The 19,597-nt window shown below is 69.0% G+C and carries 17 protein-coding genes; 7 read left to right on the forward strand and 10 right to left on the reverse strand.

Annotated features, from left to right (window positions below; translation table 11 throughout):
* Positions 1–138 precede the first annotated feature (138 nt).
* Entirely contained in the window at positions 139–837 is a 699-nt protein-coding gene (locus tag H4O10_RS18405; RefSeq protein WP_049453645.1) for a TorF family putative porin, read from the forward strand.
* Here H4O10_RS18405 and H4O10_RS18410 read toward each other — a convergent pair.
* Positions 834–1,982 carry an MFS transporter gene (locus H4O10_RS18410; protein ID WP_338417247.1) on the reverse strand — a complete coding sequence of 383 codons (1,149 nt, stop codon included), beginning with the start codon at positions 1,980–1,982 and terminating at the stop codon, positions 834–836. The genes H4O10_RS18405 and H4O10_RS18410 overlap by 4 nt on opposite strands.
* Positions 1,983–2,125: 143 nt before the next feature.
* On the opposite strand from H4O10_RS18410, the gene H4O10_RS18415 reads away from it, so the two are divergent.
* The gene (locus H4O10_RS18415) at positions 2,126–3,013 is read left to right on the forward strand and encodes a LysR family transcriptional regulator (protein ID WP_005407753.1); all 888 of its coding nucleotides are present in this window, start codon (positions 2,126–2,128) and stop codon (positions 3,011–3,013) included.
* On the opposite strand, the gene H4O10_RS18420 is transcribed toward H4O10_RS18415, so the two are convergent.
* Positions 2,982–3,449: a DUF1456 family protein gene (locus H4O10_RS18420; RefSeq protein ID WP_005411992.1), complete on the reverse strand. Its 468-nt coding sequence runs from the start codon at positions 3,447–3,449 to the stop codon at positions 2,982–2,984. The two genes, H4O10_RS18415 and H4O10_RS18420, sit on opposite strands and share 32 nt — an antisense overlap.
* 83 nt (positions 3,450–3,532) lie before the next feature.
* Between H4O10_RS18420 and H4O10_RS18425 the strand changes: the two genes are divergently transcribed.
* Positions 3,533–4,018 (forward strand): hypothetical protein, encoded by a 486-nt coding sequence (locus H4O10_RS18425; RefSeq protein WP_049453629.1) that lies wholly within the window; start codon positions 3,533–3,535, stop codon positions 4,016–4,018.
* A 99-nt stretch (positions 4,019–4,117) separates the two neighbouring features.
* Entirely contained in the window at positions 4,118–4,870 is a 753-nt protein-coding gene (locus tag H4O10_RS18430; RefSeq protein WP_005411994.1) for an SDR family NAD(P)-dependent oxidoreductase, read from the forward strand.
* An 89-nt stretch (positions 4,871–4,959) separates the two neighbouring features.
* Here H4O10_RS18430 and H4O10_RS18435 read toward each other — a convergent pair whose 3' ends face one another.
* The 4 genes from H4O10_RS18435 to H4O10_RS18450 all read right to left on the reverse strand — a co-directional run bounded on the left by H4O10_RS18435 (position 4,960) and on the right by H4O10_RS18450 (position 9,083).
* On the reverse strand, positions 4,960–5,859 hold the full coding sequence (locus H4O10_RS18435) for an SPOR domain-containing protein (RefSeq protein ID WP_049453631.1): 900 nt from the start codon (positions 5,857–5,859) through the stop codon (positions 4,960–4,962).
* A gap of 21 nt (positions 5,860–5,880) precedes the next feature.
* Positions 5,881–7,569 carry an arginine--tRNA ligase gene (gene argS / locus H4O10_RS18440; RefSeq protein WP_010486900.1) on the reverse strand — a complete coding sequence of 563 codons (1,689 nt, stop codon included), beginning with the start codon at positions 7,567–7,569 and terminating at the stop codon, positions 5,881–5,883.
* A 113-nt stretch (positions 7,570–7,682) separates the two neighbouring features.
* Positions 7,683–8,387 (reverse strand): DNA repair protein RadC, encoded by a 705-nt coding sequence (radC, locus tag H4O10_RS18445; protein WP_033834996.1) that lies wholly within the window; start codon positions 8,385–8,387, stop codon positions 7,683–7,685.
* Between the two features lie 69 nt (positions 8,388–8,456).
* Positions 8,457–9,083, reverse strand: coding sequence for a response regulator transcription factor (locus H4O10_RS18450; RefSeq protein ID WP_033834997.1), 627 nt, complete (start codon positions 9,081–9,083; stop codon positions 8,457–8,459).
* Positions 9,084–9,311: 228 nt separating this feature from the next.
* On the opposite strand from H4O10_RS18450, the gene coaBC reads away from it, so the two are divergent.
* Genes coaBC through H4O10_RS22370 form a run of 3 tightly spaced genes read left to right on the forward strand, consistent with a single transcriptional unit; the run spans position 9,312 to position 13,399 of the window.
* Positions 9,312–10,574 carry a bifunctional phosphopantothenoylcysteine decarboxylase/phosphopantothenate--cysteine ligase CoaBC gene (gene coaBC / locus H4O10_RS18455; protein WP_049449536.1) on the forward strand — a complete coding sequence of 421 codons (1,263 nt, stop codon included), beginning with the start codon at positions 9,312–9,314 and terminating at the stop codon, positions 10,572–10,574.
* Positions 10,571–11,044, forward strand: coding sequence for a dUTP diphosphatase (gene dut, locus H4O10_RS18460; RefSeq protein WP_005411999.1), 474 nt, complete (start codon positions 10,571–10,573; stop codon positions 11,042–11,044). Before coaBC ends, dut begins: the two co-directional genes overlap by 4 nt.
* Before the next feature lie 12 nt (positions 11,045–11,056).
* Complete coding sequence (locus H4O10_RS22370) at positions 11,057–13,399, forward strand: phosphomannomutase/phosphoglucomutase (RefSeq protein ID WP_049453633.1); 2,343 nt, start codon at positions 11,057–11,059, stop codon at positions 13,397–13,399.
* A gap of 96 nt (positions 13,400–13,495) precedes the next feature.
* On the opposite strand, the gene H4O10_RS18470 is transcribed toward H4O10_RS22370, so the two are convergent.
* The 4 genes from H4O10_RS18470 to kdpB are packed head-to-tail and all read right to left on the reverse strand — an operon-like array spanning position 13,496 to position 19,591.
* Complete coding sequence (locus H4O10_RS18470; protein WP_005412001.1) at positions 13,496–14,209, reverse strand: response regulator transcription factor; 714 nt, start codon at positions 14,207–14,209, stop codon at positions 13,496–13,498.
* Positions 14,190–16,850, reverse strand: a complete 2,661-nt coding sequence (locus H4O10_RS18475) for a sensor histidine kinase KdpD (protein WP_049453635.1) — start codon at positions 16,848–16,850, stop codon at positions 14,190–14,192. Before H4O10_RS18475 ends, H4O10_RS18470 begins: the two co-directional genes overlap by 20 nt.
* A 36-nt stretch (positions 16,851–16,886) precedes the next feature.
* On the reverse strand, positions 16,887–17,537 hold the full coding sequence (kdpC, locus tag H4O10_RS18480; protein ID WP_049453637.1) for a potassium-transporting ATPase subunit KdpC: 651 nt from the start codon (positions 17,535–17,537) through the stop codon (positions 16,887–16,889).
* A complete protein-coding gene (gene kdpB, locus H4O10_RS18485; protein ID WP_049453639.1) occupies positions 17,534–19,591 on the reverse strand; it encodes a potassium-transporting ATPase subunit KdpB in 2,058 nt (685 codons plus the stop codon). Before kdpB ends, kdpC begins: the two co-directional genes overlap by 4 nt.
* Positions 19,592–19,597: the final 6 nt, after the last annotated feature.

Raw genomic sequence — 19,597 nt, forward strand, 5'->3', positions numbered from 1 at the left:
TGCTGGCATTGGCCGCAGTCCACGGGATTTACGCCGAATTTGCGCCACGGGCCCGGCAGCACCCTCGATCCGTTACGGCCCCCGCCTCGACACTGCGTTCCCGGCGGCGTGACCGCCTTCGACGAGGAACACAGTGCAGTGAACAGCAAGGGGATGATGGCGGCGCTGGTGGCCGCCCTGGCAGGGCTGCTCGGGATCGGCAGCGCGCAGGCGCAGGTGCAGGTCAGTGGCAGTGCGGCGTTGACCAGTGACTACGTATGGCGCGGCAGCTCGCAGAGCGACGGCGACCCGGCGGTGCAGGCCGGCGCGAAGGTCTCGATCCCAGCGGGCTGGTACGCCAGCGTGTGGGGGGCCAACGTTTCGTTCAAGCCGGACAATGGCGCGCGCAGCGAGTTCGACCTGGTGGCGGGCTGGTCCGGCGCACTGGCACCGGACTGGAGCCTGGATGCCAACCTGACCCGTTACGTGTACCCGGGCACCGGCCGCGCGCTGGACTGGACCGAGCTCAACACCACGGTGACCTGGAAGCAGCGCGCCTGGCTGCAGGTCGCCCATTCCAACGATGCGTTGGCCGGTGGCCATCGCGGTACCTATGCCCAGCTGGGTGTGCGTGTGCCGTTGCACGAACGCCTCCGCCTGGAAGCAGCGGTGGGCCAGTACTGGCTGGCCACCGCGCAGGGCCCGGACTACCTGCATGGGCAGCTCAGTGCCATCGCCTCGCTGACCCCGGCATGGGAACTGCGCGCCACCGTGCATGACACGGACAACGCAGCCAAGCGCCTGTTCCCCGGCAACGCCGGTGGGCGATGGGAGCTGGCGCTGCAGGGCAGCTTCTAGTCGGCCAGCGACGCCTGGCGCGCGCGCAGCGCGCCGGGCAGCCACAGCAGCAGGGCCAGCGCAGCCACGGCAGCGCCGGCCACGCAGACGCCCGTCCAGCCGAAGCGCTGGTAGACCTGCGCAGACAGCAGCGAACCCAGCGAACCGCCGATGAAATAGCCGGTCATGTAGCCGGCATTGAGGCGGTTGCGTGCCGCCGGTTGCAGTGCGTAGATCAGGTTCTGGTTGCTGACGTGCAACAGCTGCGCGGCCAGGTCCAGCACCACCACGCCCACCAGCAGCGCCAGCAGCGAGTGTGCCGACAGCCCCAATGGCAACCACGACAGCAGCAACAGCAGCAGTGCAATGGCGGTGGCACGCCCGGTCTGGCCACGGTCGGACATGCGGCCAGCCAGGGCGGCCGCCAGCGTGCCGGCCGCGCCGACCAGCCCGAACAGCCCGATGGTGGCGTCGCTGTAGGCATACGGCGGCTGTGCCAGCAGGAACGCGAGCGGGGTCCAGAAGATCGCGAACATGGCGAAGCTGCAGGCGCCCAGCAGCGTGCGCTGGCGCAGCACCGGTTCCTGCACGAACAGCACGCCGATCGAGCGCAGCAATGCGAAATAGCCCAAGCCGGCGCTGTGGTGGAATCGCGGCAGACCGCGCTGCAATGCCAGTGCGGTCAGCACCAGGGTGGCAGCGGCGATCGCATACACCAGGCGCCAGTCGCCCAGGCTGGAAAGCAGGCCGGCCACGGTGCGCGCCAGCAGAATGCCCAGCAGCAGGCCACTCATCAGCGTGCCGACCACGCGACCGCGATGTTCCGGCGCGGCCAGCGTAGCGGCGAACGGCGCCAGCACCTGGGCGACCACCGAGAACAGGCCGGTGATGGCGGTGCCCACCAGCAGCCAGGTCAGTGACGGTGCGCAGGCACTGATCACCAGTCCGCCGGCCGACAGCAGGCTCATCACCACGATCAGGCGGCGGCGTTCGAACAGGTCTCCCAGCGGCACCAGCAGGATCAGTCCGGCGGCATAGCTCAGCTGCGCGGCGGTAACGACCATGCCGACCTGGCCGAACGGCACACCGAAGGCGTCGGCGATGGTGTGCAGCAGTGGCTGCGCATAGTAGTTGCTGGCCACGGCCACGCCGGTAGCCACGGACATCAGCAGCACCTGCCAGCGGTGCAGAGGGGGGAGGGACGGGCTCACGCGGTGTTCCAGGAAGCGGGGGGCACAGTGTCCACCTGCTGCGGCCATGATGGAAATGAATCATCATCATCCATGCCATCTGGAAACGAGATAGTTGGATGAATCTCAAGCAGCTCGAGTTTGCCGTTGCCCTTGCCGAGGAGGGCAATTTCACCCGCGCAGCCGAACGCTGCCATGTAGTGCAGTCCGCGTTGAGCCACCAGATTGCCTACCTGGAGCAGGAACTGGGCACGCCGCTGTTCGAGCGCCTGCCGCGGCAGGTGCGGGCGACGGCAGCGGGTGAGGCGCTGCTGGTGCACGCACGCCAGGTGCTGGTCAGCCTGCGCCACCTGCGCGCCGACGTGGCCGCGGTCAGTGGCGAGGTGCGCGGGCTGCTGGCGATCGGGCAGATCTCCTCGCTGACCGATATCGATGTGGTGGCGATGCTGGCCGCGTTCCAGCAGGCGCACCCACAGGTGGAATTCCAGTTGCGGGTGGACAAGAGCGAGGACCTGATCGCGCAGGTGCAGTCGCGTGACCTGGATGTTGCACTGGTGGGGTTGGCGCCCTCGGCCGGCCTGGACGGGGTCTGCCACCAGATGCTGCAGGAAGAAGACCTGGTGGCGGTGCTGGCCCCCTCGCATCGGCTGGCTAGGCGCAAGCGGCTGCCATTGACCGAATTGCAGGACGAGGCGCTGGTCGACTTCCCGCGCGGCACCGGTGCGCGGCGGCAGACCGACGATGCTTTCGTCGCCGCTGGCCTGCCGCACACGGTGCGTTTCGAGGTCAACCTGATGGAACTGGTGGAGCGCTTCGTCCGCCATGGTCTGGCGGTTGGCATCGTGCCGGCGCTGATCGCCGAAGGCTTCCAGGGCGTGGTGCGGATTCCGCTGCAGCCAACCCCGACCCGCCGCGTGCACCTGGTCTGGCAGCGGCTGCCGACACCGGCGGCGCGGGCGTTCGTCGAGGCCGTGCTCAGCCGCGCAGGCGCAGGCTCAGGCCCTTGAGGAAGTTGCGCAGCATCTGGTCCAGGCAACGCCGGTAATTGGTGTGCCCGGGCTGGCGGAACAGCGCACCGACTTCCGACTTGGAGACGTTGAAACCGGCGCTGGCGAAGATTTCCATCAGATCGACGTCGCGCAGCTGGAACGCCACGCGCAGCTTCTTCAGCACCAGGTTGTTGTCGATGCGGGTTTCCACCGCGCGCTGCGGCTGGCTCTCGTCGCGACCGCGCAGGTGCACGATCAGGCCATCGAGGAAGTGCGCCAGCGCGCTGTCGCTCATCGCTTCGAAACCGGCTTCGTCCTCGCGGCGCAGCCAGGCCTTCACCTGTTCGGGATCCACGGCGAAGGCCGGGTCGGCCATCTGGCACAGGGTCACCACGTGGTGGTCGCCCAGGTCCAGGGAATAGCGCACGCTGCGCAGGACATCGTTGTTGATCATGGCCCATTGTACCGGCCCCTGGCGTGTCACCGGAGTGTCATCGAACTGCAGCATCGTGGGCACTCGTTCGCTGAGACCCTTGCATGCGCCGGTATCTGTTTTCCGCACTGCTGCTCGCCAGCAGCTTCGCTGCCTTCGCCCAGGACCGCTTCGTACCCGTCGAGCGCCGCCTGAGTACATCCCAACTGGCCGAGGTCGGGCTCAGTCCAGCGCAGTTGCAGGCGCTGAACCGGGTACTGCGCGAGGCAGAGCGCGCGGCCACCGGGCCGGCAGCGGTGGCCCCCGCCGCTGCGCCGCTGCCTGCCAATGTGCCGGCACCGCCAGCAATGCATCTGGGCCTGGAAGAAGGACCGGTCAATGCACGCGTGGTCGGAGAGGTCGCAGGTTGGCAGCCCGGCACGCTGTTCACCCTTGATAACGGCCAGCAATGGCAGGTGATGAAGGGGCAGATGAAGCTGCGCAAGGTGCTGCAGTCGCCGCAGATCGCCGTTGTTCCAGGAATTGCCGGGCGCTGGTTCCTGCAGGTCGACGAAGACCTGCCCAAGGCCCGGGTATTCCGCGTGCGCTGAGCCGCGCACGCCTCGGGCGTGGTCAGCCGGCATCGACAACGCAAGGGCGGGCCGACGGTGCCAGAATGGGCGTCCGGTTTTTCCCCCTGGAGTTGCCTGATGACCCGCACTGTCCTGATTACCGGCGCCACGTCCGGCTTCGGCGCCGCCGCCGTCCACCGCTTCGCCCAGGCCGGCTGGAAAGTGATCGCCACGGGCCGCCGCGGCGAACGCCTGCAGCCGCTGGTCGATCGCTACGGCAAGGACGTGGTGCATGCCGCCGCCTTCGACATCCGCGATCCGGTTGCGATGGAAGCGGCGCTGCTGGCACTGCCGCCCGCCTTTGGCGAGATCGATCTGCTGGTCAACAACGCCGGCCTGGCGCAGGGCACCGCGCCGGCACAGAGCGCCAAGTTGTCGGACTGGACCACGATGATCGACACCAACATCACCGCGCTGGTGACCCTGACCCACCGCCTGCTGCCGCAGCTGGTGGAGCGCAAGGGCGCGATCATCAACATCTCGTCGGTGGCCGGCGTCTACCCGTACCCGGGTGGCAACGCCTACGGTGGCACCAAGGCTTTCGTCAGCCAGTTCTCGCTGGGCCTGCGTTCGGACCTGCACGGCACCGGCGTGCGCGTGACCACGATCGAGCCAGGCATGGCTGAAACCGAGTTCACCGTGGTGCGTACCCACGGCGACCAGGCGGCGTCGGACAAGCTCTACAACGGCGCCAACCCGATGACCGCCGAAGACATCGCCGAACAGATCTTCTGGGTGGCCAGCCTGCCGCCGCACCTGAACATCAATCGCCTGGAACTGATGCCGGTCAGCCAGTCCTTCGCCGGTTTCCAGGTCGCCCGCGAAGGCTGACCGACGTTTGTAGAGTCGAGCATGGCTCGACTCTGCAGAAACAAGAAAAAGCCGGGCAATGCCCGGCTTTTTCATTCACAGCGGCAGGCTTACTGGGCCTTGATCGCCATCGCCTGCAGGCCGGTGCCATCCAGCTTCTGCTTGGCTTCGGACAGTTCACCGGCGCTGCCATACGGCCCCATGCGCACGCGGTACACGGTCTTGCCGTTGATCTGTGCTGACTCCACGCGCGCCGCAAGTCCCATCATCGCCAGCTTGGCCTTGGTTGCTTCGGCATCGCCGGAGGCGCCGAAGGCGCCTGCCTGCAGGATATAGCGGGCGTTGTCGGCGGCCGCCGGTGCGGCAGTGGCCGGGGTACCCGACGTTGCCGTTGCGGTTTCCACGCGCGCTGCCGGCGTGGCGGCGGCGGTGCTGGTCGAGGCCGTGCTGGCCGGCGGCGTTGCCGCAGCCGGACGTTCACTCAGCGGTGCCGGCAGCGGACGGCTGGTGGCGGTCACCTGCGCGGTGCTGGACACGCTGGCGGTGGCCGCCGGTGCCGGTGCGGTCGTGGTCGCCGGCGGAACCGGCTTGCCTTCCAGTGCCGCCTGCGCGCGCTGCGCTTCGGCCTTGGCCCGGCGCTGGTCTTCGGCACGCGCGCTGGCGGCCAGTTCGGCGTCGGACATCTCGACTTCCTTGCCCGGCAGCAGGGTGTAGAAGTCGTACTGGGTGGCAGCCGGCTTTTCCGGTTCGGCCTGCTTCGGCGCAGCCGGCTGCGCGGCCGGCTGGGTACCGACATCGCTGTCGGCATCGGCGACCGGGGCCGGCTGCGCGTTCGGGTTCGGCTGCGGACCGGCGCGCAGGAAGCCATCGCCCTCGCCCTTGAACAGGTTCGGCGCCGCCAGGAACACCACGGCCGCGATCGCTACACCGGCCACCAGCCACACCCATCCGGGGGTGCCCTGGCTGCCGCTGTTGCGTCGTGCCTGGCTTTTGCCGCGTCGTGCTGCCATGTGTACTGCGTCTCCTGATGCTTACATTTTTTCCGGGGCGCTGACGCCCAGGAGTTCGAGGCCATTGGCCAGCACCTGGCGTGCCGCACAGGCCAGGGTCAGCTTGGCATTGCGGTCGGCGGCGTCATCCACCAGTACCGGCGTCCCGTGATACCACGTGTGGAACGCATGCGCCAATTCACGCAGGTACTGCGCCACCAGATGCGGTTCCAGCGCCACGCCGGCCGCTTCCACCACTTCCGGATAGCGCGAGATCTCGTTCATCAGCAGCAGCGAGGCGTCGTCGGCCAGGCGGCCGAGGTTGGCCAGGCCGTTGCCCTGCTCATACACCAGGCCCTTCTCCTGCGCCTGGCGCAGCAGGCTGCAGACGCGGGCATGCGCGTACTGCACGTAGAACACCGGGTTGTCGTTGCTCTGCTGGCGGGCCAGGTCGATGTCGAAGGTCAGCTGCGAATCTGGCTTGCGCGCGATCAGGAACCAGCGGGTGGCATCGCGGCCGGCTTCCTCGATCAGGTCGCGCAGGGTGAAGTAGCTGCCGGCACGCTTGGACAGCTTCACTTCCTCGCCGCCACGCATGACGGTGACCATCTGGTGCAGCACGTATTCCGGCCAGCCCTGCGGGATGCCCACTTCCATCGCCTGCAGGCCGGCGCGCACGCGGGCCAGCGAGCCGTGGTGGTCGGCGCCCAGCTCGGTGATCGCGCGCTCGTAGCCGCGCTGCCACTTGGACAGGTGGTAGGCCACGTCGGGCACGAAGTAGGTGAAGGTGCCGTCGGACTTGCGCATCACGCGGTCCTTGTCGTCACCGAAGTCGGTGCTGCGCAGCCACAGCGCGCCACCTTCTTCATAGGTATGACCCGACGCCTGCAGCTTGGCCACCGCTTCGGCTACCTTGCCGTCGGCGTACAGCGAGCTTTCCAGGAAATAGATGTCGAAGTCGACGCCGAACGCGGCCAGGTCCAGGTTCTGCTCGTTGCGCAGGTAGGCCACGGCGAAGCGGCGGATCGCCTGCATGTCGTCCGGGTCCTTGGCGCCGACCACGGTGCTGCCTTCCAGGTCGACGCTGGCGCCGGCCATGTAGGCGCGGGCGACGTCGGCGATGTACTCGCCGCGGTAGCCACCTTCCGGCCAGCCGTCCTGGTCCGGCGCGATGCCTTTGATCCGTGCCTGGGTGGACAGCGCCAGGTTCTCGATCTGCACGCCGGCGTCGTTGTAGTAGAACTCACGCTTGGCGTTCCAGCCGTTGGCATCGAGCACGCGCGCCACGCAGTCGCCGATCGCCGCCGCGCGGCCATGGCCGACATGCAGCGGGCCGGTCGGGTTGGCCGACACGTACTCCACGCCCACCGTGCGGCCATTGCCGGACAGGTTGCGACCGTAGTCGTGGGCTTCCTTGATGACCGACGCGGCTTCGCGCTGGTACGCGGCCGGGGCCAGGTGGAAGTTGATGAAGCCGGGGCCGGCGATCTCGACCTTGCTCACGTCCTCGCTGCGCGGCAGCGCCTCGACCAGCGCCTGCGCCAGTGCGCGCGGATTGCTGCGCGCGGCCTTGGCCAGCAGCATCGCGGCGTTGGTGGCGAAGTCGCCGTGGTCGCGGGTCTTCGGGCGCTCGACCACGAAGTCCGGCGGCAGGGAGTCGGCGGGCAGGGTGCCATTGGCGCGCAAGGCTTCGATGCCTTGGCTGATCAGGGCGCGGAGGAGATTTTTCACGAGGCCTGCTGTGAGAATGAGCGGCGGAATCGCCCATTTTAGCGCAGATACCCACGCCCACGCTGACCAGAACATGCCTGTGGGGGCGGCCGATGGCGCCTGAAGGGCCGCGCTCAGCCGAACAGCCGCGGCTGGGGCAGGGATAGCAGGCCCCGTTCAGCAAATGAAACGGGACGGCCCTCGCCGACCACGAAGTGGTCCAGCAGGCGCACGTCCACCATCGCCAGCGCCTGCTGCAGTTCGTCGGTGATGCGGGTATCGGCGCTGGAGGGTTCCGGGTCGCCGGAAGGGTGGTTGTGGCTGAGGATCACCGCCGCCGCGTTGTGCAGCAGAGCGCGCCGCACCACTTCGCGGGGGTAGACCGGTGCGGCGTTGATGGTGCCGTGGAACAGCTCTTCACAGGCGATCAGGCGGTGGCGGTTGTCCAGGAACAGGGCCATGAAGACCTCGCGGGCCTGGCCACGCAGCCGGTGCTGCAGGTAGCGGCCGACCGCCGCCGGATTGTTGCCAACCGCCTCGCCGTGCTCCAGCTCGGCCGCCAGGTAGCGATGGGCCAGTTCCAGCCCGGCAGCAAGCGTGCAACTGCGTGCCGGGCCGAGCCCGGGCAGGCGGGCGAGCTCGGCGGCGGGGCGGTCGAGCAGTACCCGCAACGGGCCGTGCGCCTGCAGCAGGTCGCGCGCGGTCTGCACGGCATCGCGGCCACCGAACCCGGAGCCGAGAAACAGGGCCAGCAGTTCGGCGTCGGAAAGTGCCGTGGGCCCGCGCGCGATCAGCTTCTCGCGGGGGCGTTCCTGTTCGGGCCAGTCATGGATGGGCATGGCCCATCATCGCCAGACCTTGCGGTGGCTCCCATCGGGGCATGCCGCGGACTGGGGTCGGAGGTTGCCTCAGCCGCGCCGGGTCTGCAGGTAGTCGAACAGTTCCTGGTTGTTCTGCAGGCCCAGCTTGCGCTTGGCTTCGGCCTTCTGCCGGCTGATGGTCTTCGGGCTGCGCCCGCAGCGCTCGGCGACTTCGTTCACGCTGAGGCCGGCTGCCAGCAGCTCCAGCACTTCCTGTTCGCGTGCCGACAACGGCGCCGGCTGACGCGGAAACAGCAGGTCGCGCGCCTGCAGGTGGTGGCGCAACTGCTGGGAGACGAATACCTGCCCGGCCAGCGCGGCGTTCAGCGCGTGGGGCAGTTCGGCGAAATCGGCGCACTTGTCGACCAGGCCACTGATACCCTCCCGCAGCAGGCTGTCCAGCAGGCCGGGATGGCGGGCGCCGGTCAGCACCACCACCGGCAGGCCAGGGCGGCGCATGCGCAGCGCGTCGATCAGCTCCGGACCGTCCGGACCGGCACCCGGCATCGACAGGTCGGTCAGCACCGCATCGCAGTCGTGGTGATCCACCAGCTCCAGCAGCTGGGCGCCGTCGCGCGCACTGCCGACGATGTCCATCAGGTAGGTCTGCAGCACGATACGGATGCCATGCAGGACCACGGGATGGTCGTCGGCGATGATGATGCGCGGATGCACGCGGCTCCTCGAAGGTCGGACAGGCCACGGCGGGCGGCAGCCAATGCCTGATTCTGCAAAAGCGCAGACCCGTAGAGGTATAGGAAAGGTCCGAAACTGGTGCCGGGTGAATCCCGGGTCAACGGAGACGGACTCCATCTGCTGATAGCCGCCCGCTATGTGCGCCCTGCACCGGGACATTACCGACCATCGGGTAAGCTAGCGCCCTCGTTTGCACAGGAATTCCAGGTGGCTGACTCCCCCAACGCTTCCCCCGCGCCGGCCCGCGCGCTGGAAGGTCAGAAACTGCTGTTGTGCGTCGGAGGCGGGATCGCGGCCTACAAGGCCCTGGAACTGGTGCGGCGCCTGCGCGACGCCGGTGCCCAGGTGCAGGTGGCGATGACCGCCGGAGCACAGCAGTTCGTCACTCCGCTCAGTTTCCAGGCCCTGTCCGGGCAGCCCACCCGCACCACGCTGTGGGACAGCGCCGCCGAACAGGCCATGGGCCACATCGAGCTGGCCCGCTGGGCCGACCGCATCGTGGTCGCCCCGGGTACCGCCGATCTGCTGGCCCGGCTGGCCCAGGGCCACGCCGATGATCTGGTCAGCACCCTGTGCCTGGCCAGTACCGCGCCACTGACGATCTGCCCGGCGATGAACCACCGCATGTGGCTGCATCCGGCCACCCAGGCCAACATCGCCCTGCTGCGCCAGCGCGGCGCGCAGGTGGTCGGCCCGGTCGACGGTCCGCTGGCCGAAGGCGAGTCCGGTCCCGGCCGTCTGGCCGAACCGGGCGACATCGTTGCCGCGCTGGCTGCCAATGGCAGTGCTGCAGCGGCGGTTGTCGCACCGGAAACCCGCGCGCTGCAGGGCCTTCGCCTGCTGATCAGCGCTGGCCCGACCTATGAAGACATCGATCCGGTGCGCTACGTCGGCAACCGCAGCAGCGGCAAGATGGGCTTTGCCCTGGCCGCGGCCGCCGCGACGATGGGCGCCCAGGTGGTGCTGGTCAGCGGTCCGGTACAGCTGCCGACGCCAGCCGGCGTGCAGCGCGTGGACGTGCGCTCGGCCGCGCAGATGCGCGATGCCGTGCTGAAGTCGTTGCCGGCCGACATCTATATCGGTGCCGCCGCGGTGTCCGACTACACGCCACGCCAGGTCGCGCCGCAGAAGCTGAAGAAGACCGCCGACAGCCAGTCGCTGGTGATCGAGCTGGTGCGCACGCCGGACATCCTCGCCGAAGTCGCTGCACAGACGCAGTCGCTGAAGCTGGTGGTCGGCTTCGCCGCCGAGACCCACGACGTGGAGAAATATGCGCGTGGCAAGCTGGTCGACAAGCGCCTGGACCTGGTGATCGCCAACCAGGTCGGCATCAGCGGTGGTGGATTTGAGAGTGACAACAACGCCGCCACGGCCTTCTGGCAGGACGGTGAACAGGTATTCCCGGCCACCTCCAAGCGCGAGCTGGCCGAACAACTGCTGGCGCTGATCGCGCGGAGACTCCAGGCATGACCCAGGCTTTCACTTCCCAACCGCTGCAGGTCAAGCTGCTTGATCCGCGTTTCGGCGACAGCTGGCCGCTGCCCGCCTACGCCACCGAAGCCAGTGCCGGCATGGACCTGCGCGCGGCGCTGGATACCGCGCTGACCCTGCAGCCGGGCGACACCGCGCTGGTGCCCAGCGGCCTGGCCATCCATATCGCCGATCCGCACCTGTGCGCGGTGATCCTGCCGCGTTCCGGGCTGGGCCACCGCCACGGCATCGTGCTCGGCAACGGCACCGGCCTGATCGACGCCGATTACCAGGGCCCGTTGCTGATCAGCGTCTGGAACCGTGGCCGCGAGGCCTTCACCATCGAGCCGGGCGATCGCATCGCGCAGCTGGTGGTCGTGCCGATTGCCCGCGTCAGCCTGCAGGTGGTGGATACTTTCACCGACAGCGTGCGGGGAACGGGTGGATTCGGCCATACCGGGGTGCGTTGACGGGGGACATTGATGAGCGGCATCGGGGAAGGGCAGCGGGAACGGTCGTTGGGACGCAGTGCGCCACTACTGGGGGTGCTGCTGGTCCTGCTGGCCGGCTGGTTCGGATGGAGCGCGGTGCAGCAATGGCGGCAGGAGTCCAATGGCCAGGCGCTGGAAGAAGCGCGTGACCAGGCCGTGCAGGGCTTGCAGGAGGCCGCAGCCGGCCAGCTGAAGCAGCTGCAGCAGCAGTTGAAGAACGAACGCGTGCAGCAGGCACTGCAGGCCGGTGACGCCGCGGCAGCGGCGCTGGCCGTGCGCGAGAGCTGGACCGGCGTGGAGCAGGCTGACGTGCTGACCGCCGATCTGGCCACGGCCTATGCCGACCCGGCCACCTTCGGCTACGCACGCCTGGCCCTGCTGGAACAAGCGCTGGCCGAGGGCAAGCCTGGCCTGCGCGTGGTGCGCGATGCAGGTGGCAATCGCCTGGGTCTGGCGGCTCCGGTGCAGCTGGGCAGCCTTGGCCCGGCAGTGCTCTACGTGCGCCAGCCATTGCTGCGGCTGACCTCGCCGCTGGACCAGGTGAGCGCCCCGTCCACCGGTTTCCTCGGCCTGCGCCAAGGCACGCATGACCTCGTTGCCCAGGGCGACGCCGGCCTGGCCGAGAGCGCCGAAGCGCTGGCGCGCCCGGTTCCGGGCACGCCGTTGCGGCTGGTGGCCGCCGTACCGAATGTCGAAGCGGGTCCACTGGGCCTGGGTTCGCTGGCCAGTGCCATCGTCGCGCTGCTGCTGGCGTTCATCGCCGTGCTGCTGGTGGTGGGTCGCGGCCGGCTGCCGAAGTCGCTGCCGTTGCCGCGCCGTGCGGCCGTGGCGGAAGCGGATCATGGCCCGACCCTGAGCGAGAGCCTGCAGATGGCGCCGCCACCGGTGGCCGCCGCCAGCGCCGCGGACACTGCGCCGCCGCCGCCACCGGTCCCTGCCGGGGAACTGGCCGCCGGCATCTTCCGCGCCTACGACATCCGTGGCGTGGTCGGCAGCGAACTGACGCCGAAGACCGCCGCGCTGATCGGCCAGGCCATCGGTACCGTGGCGCTGGAACAGGGCCTGCGCGAGGTGGTGATCGGCCGTGATGGCCGCCTGTCCGGCCCGGAACTGGCTGCGGGATTGGCCGAGGGCCTGCGTCGCACCGGTTGCGCGGTGATCGACATCGGCCTGGCACCGACGCCGGTCGTCTATTACGCCGCCTTCCACCTGCGTACCGGCACCTGCGTGGCGGTCACCGGCAGTCATAACCCGCCCGAGTACAACGGCTTCAAGGTGGTCATCGGCGGCGAGACGCTGTCAGGCGATGCCATCACCGATCTCTACCAGCGCATCGTCGAGGGGCGCCTGGCGCAGGCGGCCGAGCCGGGCGATTACCAGCAGCGCGATGTCAGTGCCGACTACATCCAGCGCATCGCCGACGACGTGCAGCTGGACCGCCCGTTGAAGGTCGTGGCCGATGCCGGCAACGGCGTTGCCGGTGCGCTTGCACCACAGCTGCTGGAAGCCATCGGCGCCGAAGTCATCCCGCTGTACTGCGATGTCGACGGTACCTTCCCCAACCATCATCCCGACCCGAGCGAGCCGGCCAACCTGGAAGACCTGGTGCAGACGGTCAAGCGCTTCGGCGCCGACCTCGGCGTCGCCTTCGATGGCGACGGAGACCGGTTGGGCGTGGTCACCGGCGAAGGCAGGATCATCTATGCCGACCGCCTGCTGATGCTGTTCGCCGCCGACGTGCTGATGCGCAACCCCGGCGCGATGGTGATCTACGACGTGAAGTGCACCGGCAAGCTGTCCGACCACGTGCTGCGCAATGGTGGCAGCCCGTTGATGTGGAAGACCGGGCACTCGCTGATGAAGGCGAAGATGCGCGAGACCGATGCCGAGCTGGCCGGCGAGATGAGCGGCCACTTCTTCTTCAAGGAGCGCTGGTTCGGTTTCGACGATGGCCTGTATGCCGCCGCACGACTGCTGGAGATCCTGGCGCAGCGCGAGGAAACCCCGGACGAGGTGCTGGCCGAGCTGCCGGAGATGGTGGCCACGCCGGAACTGAAGGTGCCGGTGGCCGAAGGCACGCCGCACGCGCTGGTGGCGATGCTGGTGGCGGCGGCACAGTCGCCGGAGAATCCGTACGTGGGTGGGCGGCTGTCGACCATCGACGGCCTGCGCGTGGACTTCCCCGATGGTTGGGGCCTGGTGCGCGCGTCCAACACCACGCCGGTGCTGGTGCTGCGCTTCGAGGGCAACGACGAGGCGGCACTGGAGCGCATCCAGGCGCTGTTCCGCAGCCAGCTGCAACCGGTGCTGGGCGACACCCCGCTGGGGTTCTGACCCCTTTGGAAGCTGCAGCAGAATGGGTAGTGCCGGCCGCTGGCCGGCAAGCCCATGAACCTCACACACCCTGCAGTTGCCGGCCTGCGGCCGGCACTACCCCTTGAAACGCAAGCCCACGCCTGGCTCGGTGAACAGGTAGCGCGAATCCAGCGCTGAATCACCCAGCTTGTGCCGCAGCTTGCCGACCAGGATGCGCAGGTAATGGGTGTCGTGCTGGTGGGTCGGGCCCCAGATTTCCTGGAGGATCTGCGGCTGGGTCACCACCCGCCCGGCATTGCGCAGCAGCAGCGACAGCAGCGCGTACTCCTTGCGGGTCAGCGCCACCGGCTCGCCATCCAGCGCCACTTCGCGGCGTACGAGATCCACATGCAGATGGCCATCGTCGAACACCGGTGGCGTGCCGTCGCTGGGCACGCTGCGTGTGCGCAGCAGCGCCCGCACCCGCGCCATCAGCTCCTGGGTGCCGAACGGCTTGGTCACGTAGTCATTGGCGCCGGTATCCAGTGCGCGCACCTTTTCGGCTTCACCCGCACGCACGGTCAGCATGATCACCGGCACCTGGCTCCACTGCCGCAGTTGCTCCAGCACCTCATGGCCTTCCATGTCCGGCAGGCCGATGTCCAGGATCACCAGGTCCATGTCCTCGCTGGCCGCCAGCTGCAGGCCTTCCTGGCCGGTGGCCGCCTGCCGCACCTGGTAGCCCTGCGCGCGCAGGCTGATGTCCAGGAACCGGCGGATCTGGGTTTCATCATCGATCACCAGCACGCGCGGGGCCGGCGCGCTGGCGTCAATCGGAGTCGGGCTCATCGTGGGAGGCTGGCTTGAGCAGGGGCAGGGTGATGCGGATCAGGGTACCGCGACCGTCGCGTCCGGGCAGCGCCTGCACGCTGCCGCCATGCGCACCGACCATGCCCTGGCAGATGGTCAGGCCCAGGCCGGTGCCGTGGCGGCCACGGTCGCCGCGCTCGACGCTGTAGAACATGTCGAAGATGCGCGCGCGCTCGTCATCGGGAATGCCGGGGCCGGCATCGATCACATCGATGCGCAGCTGTCCGTCCAGTTCGCGCGCCTGCACCTGCACGGCGGCATCGGGTGGCGAGAACTTGGCCGCGTTCTCCATCACGTTGAACACCGCCTGTTCAACCAGCGCCGGGTGTACCCAGATCGGCGCGAGCGTGGCCGGAATATCCAGCTCCAGCCGCACCTTGGGCTGGTAGCGCTGCAGGCGCCGCGCCGCTGAGCCGATCAGCTCGTCCACGCCGATCCAGTCGCGGTTGATCTTCAACCCTTCGTGGCCGAGCCGGGTCATGTCCAGCAGGTTCTGGATGTAGCGGTCCAGCCGCTCGCCTTCGACCAGGATGGTGTCCAGCAGGGCACGGCGATCAGCCGTATCCATCGCCGCACCGTAGCTGGCCAGGCTGTCGGCCGAACCGATCATCGCCGCCAGCGGCGAGCGCAGGTCGTGTGACACCGAAGAGAGCAGGGCCGAGCGCAGCCGCTCGGTCTCGTTGCTGACGTGGGCCTGCTCCAGTTCGGCCACCAGCCGCGTGCGCAGCGCGGCCTGGGCGATGTCGTCGACCATCGCCTCGGCCAGCTGCCGCTGCTCCGGCAGCAGGCGCGCCTGTGCGCCGGGCAGGTAAAGGCCCGCCACGCCGATGGCGCGGTCTTCGCCATCCAGCAGCGGCAGGAACCACCATTGCGCACCGGCCAGGGTGTCGGTGAAGCGCCCGCTCGGCTGGCCGTGGCGCAGTGCCCAATCGGCGGCGGCCAAGTCGGTATCGCCCGGCTGGCTGCGGCCACCGGTTGCGGTATCGGCGCCGATCCGTAGCCACGCTGGAACGTCCATGGCCTGTTCCAGTGCATGCCGACCCGCCTGTGCCACCTCGCCGTTGCCGGCCGCGCTGGCCAGCTGCCGTCCCAGCTGCTGGCGCGCACGCGCATGTCGATTCGCCGCACGCAGCGCGATCACCTGCATGCGCAGGCGCGAGGCCAGGCGTCCGGCCACCAGCGCGGCGGCCAGGAACAGGAACACGGTGATCACGCCCTGGCGCGCGCCGATGGCGAAGGTGAAGCGCGGCGCGATGAACAGGAAGTTGTAGGCGAGGAAGCACAGGATCGCCGCCATCACCGCCACGCTGGCGCGCGTGCGTGCGGCCACCAGCACCACCGCCACGATGAACACCATGGACAGGTCGGCCATGCCGACCCAGCGTTCGGCCAGCCATGCCACCGCACAGGCCAGCGCGGTGGCGATCAGCGCCTGCACCGGTTCGTAGCTGATGCTGCGCATCGGCGGCAGCAGGCCCTCCCGGCGCGAGCGCGCACGTGCCTGCGGGGTGCTGATGATGGTGATCTCGTAATGCGCGCCGCGCTGGATCAGCTGCTGGGTCAGGGTGCGGTTGAACATCCGCGCCAGTGGACGTTCGCGGGTCCGGCCGAGCACCAGGGTCGACACGCCGTTGTGCGCGGCATGGTCGAGCAGGGCATCGGCGATGCTTGATCCGTGCAGCAGTTCGGCGTCGCCGCCGAGGCGCCGTGCCAATGCGAAGGCCGCATCGATCTCGCGCCGGGTCGCCTCGTCCTGGCGTCGGCCCTGCACGGTCACCACCGTCCACGGCGCATCGCGGCGTTCGGCGATGCGCCGCGCCACCCGCACCAGGTACTCGCTCTGACCGCCGCCATCAATGGCCACCAGCACGCCACGACGCAGTGGCAGGTTGCTCTCGCCGCGCGCGGCGCGCGCTTCACGCAGGCTGCTGTCGACGCGGTCGGCGGCCTCCTGCATGGCCAGCTCGCGCAGTGCGGTGAGGTTGGCCGGCGAGAAGAACGCCTGCAGCGCCTGCGCGGCCTGTTCGGGCACATAGACCTTGCCCTGCTGCAGGCGCGCGATCAGCTCGCGCGGCGGCAGGTCGACCAGCACGATGTCATGCAGGCGGTCGAGCACCCCATCCGGCACGGTCTCGCTGACCCGCACACCGGTGATGCGCATCACCACGTCATTGAGGCTTTCCAGATGCTGGATGTTGACCGTGGTCCAGACGTCGATGCCGGCATCCAGCAGCTCCATCACATCCTGCCAGCGCCGCTCGTGGCGGCTACCCGGGGCATTGCGGTGTGCCAGTTCGTCCACCAGCACCAGCGCCGGATGCCGTGCGAGCACGGCATCCAGGTCCATCTCCTGCAGCACATGGCCGTGGTAGTCCACGTCCTTCAGCGGCAGCTGTGGCAGCCCCTCCAGCAGCGCCTGGGTATCGGCGCGGCCATGGGTTTCCACCAGCCCGACCACCAGGTCAACGCCGCGGCGCAGCTGTTCCTGCGCGCGGGTCAGCATGGTGTAGGTCTTGCCCACGCCCGGCGCCGCGCCGAGGAACACGGTCAGCTTGCCGCCGGCTTCGCGTTGCAGGCCTTCAACCAGGGCATCGGCCTGGCGGGTACGCGCATCAGTCATGGGTGCCATTGTGCGCGCAGCCGGTGCAGGCCGGCATCACGGCGCCTTGGCCGCGTGGTCCAGCGCGAAGTTCAGCGTCACCACGTTCACCCGCGGCTGGCCGAACAGGCCCCACTGGCGACCTTCGGTATGCGCCTGCACCAGTGCCTGCACGCGTTCCACCGGCAGGCCACGGGCACGCGCCACGCGGGCTACCTGCAACTGCGCTGCAGCCGGTGACAGCTGAGGATCCAGGCCGCCGGCGGACTGGGTGACCAGGTCCGCAGGAACCTGCGCCGGGGCAACGCCTTCGCGTGTGGCCACCGCCGCGGTGCTGGCGGCAACACGCTCGGCCAGCGCCGGGTTGCTGCGCGCCATGTTGGAACCGGCTGCCGCCATCGGGTCGTAGTTGGCCGCCGACGGACGTGCCTGGAAGTAGCCGTCACCGGCGAACGGCTGCGACAGCCACGCCGAGCCGCGCACCTGGCCGCTGCCATCGCGCAGCAGGCTGCCCTCGGCCTGGGTCGGGTAGGCCAGGCCGGCGAAACCGGTGGCGATACCGGCGTAGACCGCACCGGCCAGCAGCAGGGTGGCCAGGCCCAGGCCGATCGCCGGGCGCCAGCTGGCGCCGTCCTGCAGGCTGGCCACGCAGGCCTCGGCCTTCGGTTCGCGGGACAGGGAAGTGGATTTGGAAGCAGAACGGTTCATGCGCCGAATACCAGGACAAGAAGGAGGTCGATCAGCTTGATCGCCGCGAACGGCAGCAGCACGCCGCCGAGGCCGTACACCAGCATGTTCCGGCGCAGCAGCGCCGTTGCGGTGGCCGGGCGGAAGCGCACGCCACGCAGGGCGAGCGGGATCAGGGCGGGAATCACCAGGGCGTTGAAGATCAGCGCCGCCAGCACCGCGTTGCGAGGGCTCGACAGCTGCATCACGTTCAGTGCGGCCATGGCCGGAACCGCAGCGGCAAACAGCGCCGGCAGGATCGCGAAGTACTTGGACACGTCGTTGGCCAGCGAGAAGGTGGTCAGCGCACCGCGGGTGATCAGCTGCTGCTTGCCTACTTCCACCACTGCCAGCAGCTTGGCCGGGTCCGAATCGAGGTCGACCATGTTGCCGGCCTCTTTCGCCGCCTGCGTACCGGAGTTCATCGCCAGGCCGATGTCGGCCTGGGCCAGTGCCGGGGCATCGTTGGTACCGTCACCGACCATCGCCACCAGGCGGCCACCGGCCTGCTCCTGGCGGATGCGTGCCAGCTTGTCTTCAGGGCGGGCCTCGGCGATGTAGTCGTCGACACCGGCTTCGGCAGCGATCGCGGCGGCGGTCAGCGGGTTGTCGCCGGTGATCATCACCGTGCGGATGCCCATCGCCCGCAGCTGCGCGAACTTCTCGCGCATGCCGTGCTTGACCACGTCCGACAGTTCGATCACGCCCAGCACGTGGCGGCCCTCGGCCACCACCAGCGGGGTGGCACCGTTGCGTGCGACCTGCTCGACGCGGCCGGCCAGTTCAGCCGGTACATTGCCGCCCAGCGCCTGTACGTGGGCACGGATCGCATCGGCGGCGCCCTTGCGGATCTGCCGCCCATGTTCAAGATCCACGCCGGACATGCGGGTCTGCGCACTGAACGCCAGGTACTCGGCGTGGTCCGGTTCGGCGGTGGCGCAGCCCTGTTCGCGCGCCAGGCGCACGATCGACTTGCCTTCCGGGGTCGGGTCGGCCAGCGAGGACAACAGCGCCGCTTCACGCAGCTGGCTGGCATCGATACCGGCCAACGGATGGAAGTGGCTGGCCTGGCGGTCGCCGTAGGTGATGGTGCCGGTCTTGTCCAGCAGCAGCACGTCCACGTCTCCCGCGACTTCCACCGCCTTGCCCGACTTGGCCAGCACGTTGGCGGCCAACGCGCGGTTCATGCCGGCGATGCCGATGGCCGGCAGCAGGCCGCCGATGGTGGTCGGGATCAGGCAGACCAGAAGTGCGATCAGCAGCAGCGGGTCAACCTGCACGCCTACCGCCGCGCCGATGGCCGGCAGCGTCGCCACCACCACCAGGAAGGTCAGCGTCATCGCCGCCAGCAGCAGGGTCAGTGCGATCTCGTTCGGCGTCTTCTGCCGGTTGGCGCCTTCCACCAGCGCGATCATCCGGTCCAGGAAGCTGTGGCCCGGCTCGGCGGTCACCCGCACGATGATCTGGTCGGACAGCACCTTGGTTCCGCCGATCACACCGGAACGGTCGGTACCGGCTTCGCGCAGCACCGGTGCCGATTCGCCGGTCACCGCTGCTTCGTTGATGGTGGCCAGGCCCTGCACGATCTCGCCATCGGCCGGTACCAGCTCACCGGCACTGACGATTACATGGTCGCCCGGGCGCAGCTCGGCGGCTGGCAGCTGGGTTTCCGCGGCACCCGGCTGCGGTGCGGCCAGGCGGCGCGCCACCAGGTCCTGGCGGGCGCGGCGCAGCGATGCGGCCTGGCCACGGCCACGTGCTTCGGCCACGGCTTCGGCGAAATTGCCGAACAGCACGGTCACCAGCAGGATCGCGGTCACCGCCAGGCCAAAGCCCAGCGGCGCATTGCCGGTCAGGGTGACGATCGCGGCCACGATCGTGCCGGCCATCACCACCGCCATCACCGGGCTGCGCACCAGATGCATCGGCGACAGCTTGCGCACTGCCTCGACCAGTGCGCGGCGCAGGCCTGCGCCATCCAGCAGGGCAGGGCGCGGTGCGAGGGAACTACGGGTTGAACTTGCGTGGGTACTCATTGCGGT

Origin of the sequence: Stenotrophomonas sp. I18B00994 (assembly GCF_014145825.1) — a bacterium.
GTDB lineage: Bacteria > Pseudomonadota > Gammaproteobacteria > Xanthomonadales > Xanthomonadaceae > Stenotrophomonas > Stenotrophomonas maltophilia.